Source organism: Nitrospirota bacterium, from assembly GCA_040757335.1.
In the GTDB taxonomy this organism is placed as follows: domain Bacteria; phylum Nitrospirota; class Nitrospiria; order 2-01-FULL-66-17; family 2-01-FULL-66-17; genus JBFLXB01.
The window spans coordinates 425954-433458 of the sequence record JBFLXB010000001.1; the positions used below are offsets into that span (position 1 = coordinate 425954).

General features: G+C 64.5%; 5 protein-coding genes, 1 tRNA gene and 2 pseudogenes. 6 read left to right on the forward strand and 2 right to left on the reverse strand.

The annotated features are described in order from the left end of the window. Window positions 1-169: 169 nt before the first annotated feature. The 6 genes from AB1451_02035 to AB1451_02060 all read left to right on the forward strand — a co-directional run bounded on the left by AB1451_02035 (window position 170) and on the right by AB1451_02060 (window position 6685). Complete coding sequence (locus AB1451_02035) at window positions 170-1975, forward strand: AAA family ATPase (protein ID MEW6681689.1); 1806 nt, start codon at window positions 170-172, stop codon at window positions 1973-1975. Next, the gene (gene tmk / locus AB1451_02040) at window positions 1972-2640 is read left to right on the forward strand and encodes a dTMP kinase (GenBank protein MEW6681690.1); all 669 of its coding nucleotides are present in this window, start codon (window positions 1972-1974) and stop codon (window positions 2638-2640) included. The genes AB1451_02035 and tmk overlap by 4 nt, the downstream gene beginning before the upstream one ends. Next, complete coding sequence (gene holB, locus AB1451_02045) at window positions 2637-3659, forward strand: DNA polymerase III subunit delta' (GenBank protein ID MEW6681691.1); 1023 nt, start codon at window positions 2637-2639, stop codon at window positions 3657-3659. Before tmk ends, holB begins: the two co-directional genes overlap by 4 nt. Next, window positions 3656-4324 carry a regulatory iron-sulfur-containing complex subunit RicT gene (gene ricT / locus AB1451_02050; GenBank protein ID MEW6681692.1) on the forward strand — a complete coding sequence of 223 codons (669 nt, stop codon included), beginning with the start codon at window positions 3656-3658 and terminating at the stop codon, window positions 4322-4324. Before holB ends, ricT begins: the two co-directional genes overlap by 4 nt. Before the next feature lie 123 nt (window positions 4325-4447). Then, window positions 4448-6382 (forward strand): methionine--tRNA ligase, encoded by a 1935-nt coding sequence (metG, locus tag AB1451_02055; GenBank protein MEW6681693.1) that lies wholly within the window; start codon window positions 4448-4450, stop codon window positions 6380-6382. A 227-nt stretch (window positions 6383-6609) separates the two neighbouring features. Then, a tRNA-Phe gene (locus tag AB1451_02060) sits at window positions 6610-6685 on the forward strand. 203 nt (window positions 6686-6888) lie between these two features. Here AB1451_02060 and AB1451_02065 read toward each other — a convergent pair. Further along, window positions 6889-6984 (reverse strand): annotated as a pseudogene (locus tag AB1451_02065) (hypothetical protein). A gap of 50 nt (window positions 6985-7034) precedes the next feature. Further along, window positions 7035-7376: pseudogene (locus tag AB1451_02070) on the reverse strand (transposase). Window positions 7377-7505: the final 129 nt, after the last annotated feature.

A 7505-nucleotide genomic window follows, 5' to 3' on the forward strand; every position in this document is an offset into this window, starting at 1 on the left:
TCAGTCACAAATACGCAAGAGCCCGGTCAGTGCGACCAGGCTCATTGTGCGGAACCACTCTACTAAGTTTTTCAAGATGATGCAAGGATGACCGGCTCTCACCGCGGTTTGCAATTTTCAGCCGAGTCACGTAGGATTTCTCCAGTACGATGCGCGCCAACGCGACCGGATGATCGTCCTCGAGCTGGCCTGCTTAGGAATTCGTTCCTTTCGCCAGGTGACTAAGCTGGCGATAAAACCTGGCCTCAATCTGATTCATGGTCGCACCGGGGCTGGGAAAACCACGCTCTTCAAGTGCCTTCAAGTACTGTTGTTCGGCACACCGGCGGATCAGATCGGTCTCTCGGCCAACGACGCCGCCGGTCCCGCGCAGGCGGCGGTGACGGTCCGACTGCGCAACGGAGACATCTTTCGCGTGATTACGGACTTTACCAAAAGCGCGTTCCAGATCTTGAAGTGGGAACCGAATACGCGCGCGTTCACCGCCGTGGCGTCCGATCCCTCGGCGCTGGCAACGCTGTGGGAGCCGGAATGCGGGGGACTGGCGCTGAGCGATGTTCAGGGCGCCGTGTTGTGGTCTCCGGGCTCGACGGTCGCGGCCGGAGACGACGGCCTGCCCGCCTTCGTGCCCGCCGAGGCGCCGCCGCCCCCCGCGTTGCTGACGCCCCAGGAACGCGCCGCCAAAGTCGCGCGCTTGGCGGAACTCCAGACCTCGTTGGTAGGTGCCGAGCGACTGGCGAAAACCGCGGACGAGCGCAGTGAAGCGACCGCGCGCGAGGCGCAAGCACGAAATCGCGTCGCGGCGATCGATGCGCTGGAGGCGCGCCGGAAGGAGGCTTCGGCGCGTCAAGACGAGATGGCGCCGTTCCTGCAGGGGCCCAAAGAACTCGATACGTTGCTCGACGGATACATCAAAGCGCTCCCCGCGCTCGAGGAGGAACGCACCGCGCTCAACGAAGATCTCGCCTCCCTGGCGTTGCAGATCGAAGAAGCCGGAGCCACGCCGCTCCTCAAGGCCCCGTTATTCCTGGCCGGAGCCGCGGTCACCGGCATCTCGTTCGCGGTCGCGCTGGTGCGGACGACCTGGGAATGGCTTCCGATCCTTTACGGGGTCGGCCTCGTGATCGGCGTGACCCTGGTGATCGCCTCGCTCTTGTTGGACTTCCGCCGGCTGGCGAGGAAACGGACGCTGGAGACCCAACACGCGGAGCTCCAAAAGAAAGCCTCCAGACTCGACGATCGGTTGAAGAAGACCTACGCGGTCCCCATCGCCCTCATCGCGCAAACCGGATGCGGCGACGCCGAGACCTTCAAAGCCAAACGACGAGCGGCCAGAGACTGGGCCGCGGAACAGGACCGTTTTGCCCATGAGGAGAGCCAGATCCTGGGAGGGAAGAGCCGTGCGGACCTGGAGGCCGACTGGCGGGAGGCCAAGGCCCGAGCCGAGGAGCTGTCCCGCGAGGCCGGTGAAGAGGTGGATCTCGAAAGCCTGCGCGACGCGATTCGGCACTTGACCCGAGAGCTTGACGCGGCGCCGTCGGCCGCCGCTGCCTCGACGCCTCCCCCGGCGACCAACGGCGCGCCGCCGGTCGGAGCGGGGGACCACGCAGCGGAGATCGCCGGATTCCTCGCCAAGTTGTCGGAAACGCGCTTGGAATCGGTGTCCGAGCAGCAAGGGGTCTTGCGCGTCAAGCGCCGAGGAGCGCCGGAACCCGTGGCCCTCGACTCGCTCAGCTCCGGTGAGGCGTTGCAGGCGCGGCTGGCCGTAGCGCTGGGTAGGTGGGCGGCCCGCCGGAGCGAATTGGGGTTTCCCTTGATCCTCGACGACCCCTTGGCCGGTCTCGATCCGCACGCTCGTAAGACTCTGCTCGACACCTTGGGCGGCCTGGCAGGGGATCGGCAGGTCATCGTGCTGACCAACGCCCCCGTCCCCGAGGCCGTCGGCCTCTCTCAGACCGCCCTGACCGTTGGATGAGGCTCTCATCACACGCCACGTTTCCGGGCCGTTTCATCACGTTCGAAGGCATTGACGGCAGCGGAAAATCCACGCAACTCGCGGCGCTCGCGCGCGTGCTGAACGCGCGCGGTCTGTCGGTGGTGACGACCCGCGAACCCGGCGGCACCCCGGTGGGCGACGCGATCCGAAGCGTAGTGCTGGAAGGAGCCTTTTCCGGGATGTCCGCGCGCGCCGAGTTGCTCCTCTACCTGGCCAGCCGCGTGGAACACGTGGAACGAATGATCCTCCCCGCACTCGAACGGGGATCGCTCGTGCTCTGCGACCGCTTTTCCGAGGCCACGCTCGCCTATCAAGCCTACGGCCGCGGGATCCCGGTGGAAGAGATCGCGCCGCTGCTGGCCTTCGCGGCCCGCGGTCTGGAGCCGGATCTGGTCGTGCTGTTGGATCTTCCGGCGGAGGACGGCCTCGCGCGCGTGCAGGAGCGCCGATCCGCCAATCGCCTCGATCGCGAAGCGCTCGCGTTCCATCAACGCGTGCGCGACGGCTATTTGGCGCTCGCGGCCAAGACACCCCGCCGATTCAAAATTTTCGACGCGCGGCTGTCGGTCGACGCGCTGCAGGGGGCGATTCTGGAGGCCGTGGAACCCCTGTGCGCCGGCGTCGCGTCGGGAAGCCGCGCGTGACCGCGCCTTCGCGATTCCAAGACCTGGTGGGGCACGCCCCGGTCATCGCCCGATTGCGGGCCGCGGTGTCTTCGGACCGGCTCGGGTCCGCGTATCTCCTGTTCGGCGAGCCCGGCATCGGCAAACACACGCTCGCCGTGATTTGGGCCCGCCTGCTGCAGTGCGAACGCCCTATCGGCGAACCGAACGCGAGCGAGCCCTGCGGAACGTGTCGATCCTGCCGTCAGCACGCCGCGGGAAGCCACCCGGACTGGTCGGTGCTTGAACCCGAGGACAGTACGGTCATCACGATCGATCAGGTCCGCCGCCTTCAGGACACGCTCCCCTACCGGCCGATCACCTCCAGCCGGCGGGTGGTGCTGATCCCCGAGGCGGCCCGACTCAATCCCGAGGCCTCGAACGCGTTGCTCAAGATCCTGGAGGAGCCGCCGGTCCACGCCGTGTTCATCCTGGTCACGGCCCAACGGGATCGGTTGCTTCCGACCGTGCTCTCGCGCTGCCAAGCGGTTCGATGCACCGCGCCCCCGCCCGAAGCCGTCATCACGCACCTGACCGAGAGGTTGGGCGTACCCGCCGCGGACGCGAGCCGGTTGTTCGCCGTGGCGCAGGGGCGGATCGGTCCGGCGATCGACGCCGCGGCCAACGGGGAACCCGCCGCCCTGTCGTTCGACGACGTCGGCGCCCCGGACACCATCAGCGCGCCGGCGCGCTTGCTGGACATCGCGGAACGCGTGGGCAAGGACCAGGAGGCGTTGCGCGCCCTCCTGGCGTGGCTCACGCTTTGGCTGCGCGACGTGCTGGCGTGGCAATCGGCCCGCGACCCCGCGCGCCTGCTCCACCGCCACCGCCGCACCGAGGTGGAGTGGTGGGCCCGGCGCCTGACCGTGGACGATGTCATGGCGGCCGCGGCCGGCGTCCACGCGCTGTGGATCGCGGTCAGCCGAAACCTCAATCCTCAACTCGCCGCGGAGGTCGTGCTGTTGCACCTCTCGCTGCGCGCAGGCGGACCGTCACGATGAAAAAGAGCGTAGGCATCAAACTCTGGGATAAGGGAAGACTGTACTACTACAACCCGACCGACTTTGACCTCGATCGCGACGACTGGGTACTGGTGAAGACGGAACGCCTCACGCCGGCGCGCGTCCTGGTTCCGTCTCGTCCCCTGCTGCCGATGCTGTCGGCCCCGACGCTGCGTCCGATCGTCCGCAAAGCCACCGACCGAGACCGCGAACGCATCCAAGAGTGCCTGACGCGTGCGGCGCAGGTTCGGGAGGCCTGCCTCCAAGGCATCGCCAACCACCGTCTGCAGATGCGCCTCTCCGACACGGAGGTCCTGTTCGACCGGAGCAAAGTCATCGTCTCCTTCACGGCCGAGCAGCGCGTGGACTTTCGCGCCATGGTCAAGGACCTGGCCGCTCAGTTCCGGTCTCGGATCGAAATGAAACAGATCGGGGTGCGCGACGAGGCGGGGTTGCTGGGAGGCGTCGGCACCTGCGGCTACCAACTCTGCTGTTCGATGTTTCTGACCAAATTCCACCCCATCACCACCAAGATGGTGAAGGCGCAGAACCTCCCGGTGAACAACTCCCAACTTTTGGGCGCCTGCGGCCGCTTGAAGTGCTGCCTGGCCTACGAATACGAGGGCCCGGCGCCGAAGCCAAAACTCGTCCAGTTACAGGCATAATTCTCGTCCGATGAACAAAGCGCTGCGGCACGTCGTTCGGCTGTCGAGAAGGCGGCGGATGCAAGGCGGAACGAAGCCTCGCACCGGAGCGTACTGTGTCGTACGTGAGGATGCGAGGCTGAAGTGACAACGCAGCAGACGCCCCTTATCGACAGCCGCCACCGGTATTACATCACCACCCCGATTTACTACGTCAATGACGTGCCGCACATCGGGCACGCCTACACCACCATCGCGGCCGACGTCCTCGCGCGCCACCACCGGCAGCGCGGTGATGAGGTCTTCTTTCTCACCGGGACCGACGAACACGGACAAAAGGTCAAGCAAGCAGCCGACAAGCGCGGCGTGCCTGCGCAACAACACGTCGATGAGTTGGTCGGTCGGTTTCAAGGTCTCTGGAAGCGGCTCAACATCTCGAACGACGACTTCGTTCGCACGACCCAGAAGCGCCACACCGCAATCGTCCAGGAAGTGCTCACCCGACTACGGGACCGCGGCGAGCTGTACCAGCAGACGTATCAAGGATGGTATTGCCTCCCCGACGAGCGGTTCTGGTCCGACGAGGAGGTCGGCGACGGCAAGTGCCCGGACTGCGGCCGGCCCGTCGAGCGCCTCGCGGAACAAAACTATTTCTTCAAGATGAGCGGGTACCGCCAACGTCTGGTCGATCATATCAAGACCAACCCGGATTTCATCCGGCCGGAGAGCCGCCGCAATGAGGTGCTGGGATTCCTCGGGCAACCCCTGGGCGATCTCTGTATCTCCCGCCCCAAAGCCCGGCTGCCCTGGGGGGTGCCGTTTCCGTTCGACGACGCCTTCGTGACGTACGTGTGGGTGGATGCGTTGGTGAACTACGTTTCGATTCCGGGATACGTGGCGGACCAAGCGCGGTTCGCGCGGTGGTGGCCCGCCAGCGTTCACCTGGTCGGAAAGGACATCCTGACCACCCACGCGGTGTACTGGTCCACGCTGCTCATGGCGCTCGATCTTCCTCTACCCAAAACCATCTTCGCGCACGGGTGGTGGACCGTGAACGGCGAGAAGATGTCCAAGAGCCTGGGGAACGTCGTGGATCCCGGGGCGATGGTCGAGGAGTTCGGCGTTGATCCGTTTCGGTATTTCCTCTTACGGGAAGTTCCGTTCGGGCAGGACGGCGACTTCTCGCGCAGCGCGTTAATCGGTCGATATAACAGCGATCTGGCCAATGATCTCGGCAACCTCGTAAGCCGAACCCTCACGATGATCGAGCGTTACTCGCAGAGCACGATCCCGTCACCCGGTCCCGACGACGGGTTCGAGGAACTGGTGGCGGCCGCCGCACGCGAAGTGGCCAACTCGCTCGACCACTTCCAGTTCCACCGCGCGCTGCAGGAAATCTGGGTGGTGATTGATCGTGCCAACCGCTATATCGAGTCATCGGCGCCGTGGAACCTCGCCAAAGATCCCGCCAACCGCGTCCGGCTCGATGACGTCTTATACGTGTTGGCTGAAACGCTCCGTCATGTCTCACGCTTGATCTCGCCGTTCATGCCCCACACGGCCGGCGCGATCGGCCAAAGCCTGGGACTCGGCGATGTTTCGAACGGCGGTCCGGCCCAGTGGGGATTTCTGAAAGCCGGACACCGCGTTCACAAAGCTCCGCCATTGTTCCCACGACAGGTCACGCCCTCGACCGGAAGGAGCTCCATGGACACAGCCGCCTCAACCGTATCCGTGTCGCCCACTCCCCAGACCGGACTGATCGGCATCGAAGATTTTCAGAAAGTCGAGTTGCGCGTGGGCAAGGTGCTGGCGGCGGAACGCGTGCCCAAGTCGTCCAAACTGCTCAAGCTCCAAGTCGATCTGGGAACCGAAACGCGGCAGATCGTCGCGGGCATCGGCATGAAGTACGAGCCCGATGCTTTGATCGGACGGTTCGTCGCGGTGGTGGCCAACCTCAAACCCGCCAAGCTCATGGGCGTTGAGTCGCACGGCATGATCCTCGCGGCCGGCGACAAAGAAGTCGTTGGGCTGCTCGGGTTCGCCGAGCCCGTCCAACCCGGAATGAAAATCAAATAGAACTGTGTTCGAGTAGGTACTTTTGGAGCCTGTTCGGGAAAGGTCAGATGCAAGGCGCCGCTAAGCACCGGAGCGGAGCGTACTGAGTGCGTACGTGAGCACCGGAGCGCAAGCGGCAACGCCGCAGATGGCCTTTCCCGGACAGGCTCCGAGCACGAATTGACTTCGCGCCGAAGCGTTTGCTATGGTACGGCCTTCGCTTTTCCCCGCCTGATGCCCGTCCGCGTGCCGAGGTAGCTCAGTCGGTAGAGCAGAGGCCTGAAAAGCCTTGTGTCGGGAGTTCGATTCTCCCCCTCGGCACCATTTAAAATCAACGGGTTGGCGAGGTCACTCAGCTGGGCCACTCCCTCGGTTGCTACCATTTTGCTACCGCTTTTTCCCGAATTCGCTTTTGGACCGAGTACCAGCGCCGCCAGCTTCTCCGCCGCTTGACTGTTCGTGGCCTTCATGAGATGACCGTAGGTGTCCATCGTCACCTTGATCGACGCGTGCCCCAACTGCGTCTGAATGTACTTCGGGTGCTCGTTGTTCGCGATCAGCAAACTCGCGTACGTGTGGCGCAGATCGTGGAACCGAATGGTCCGCAGTCCGGCGCGCCGCAGCGCGGGATAGAACCCGCGTAGTGTGGTGTCCCGATGACGGCTTTACAATGAGCGACCTTCTCCAAAATCGCATCGACCTTTTTCGTCCAGACGAACGGTTGGGGATTCTCGTTGTTGACCCGGATGAACTCTTCGATCGCCGCGACGAGTTCCGGGACGCTGCGGAACACCCCGCGACGAAGGCGTTCGCGCGTGATCTCTCCGAACCATCTCTCCACCAGGTTCAACCACGACGAACTCGTCGGCGTGAAGTGCAGGTGGAACCGGGGATGCTTGGCCAGCCACGCGTTGACCTTGGGGTGGTTGTGCGTGCCGTAGTGGTCCAAAATCATGTGGATGGCCAACTCCGCAGGCACGGCGCGGTCGATCTGTCGCAGGAACTTCCGAAATTCAACCCGGATTCCGCAGTTGACTTCGTTACGAGGTGGGAACCGGAGGCCTGGCGCGTGGCGAACGCCGTGGGGGCAGCCGGGGGATGACGGCCTCGGGCGGGGTGGCGGGCTCGGGTGAGCCGTCGGTCA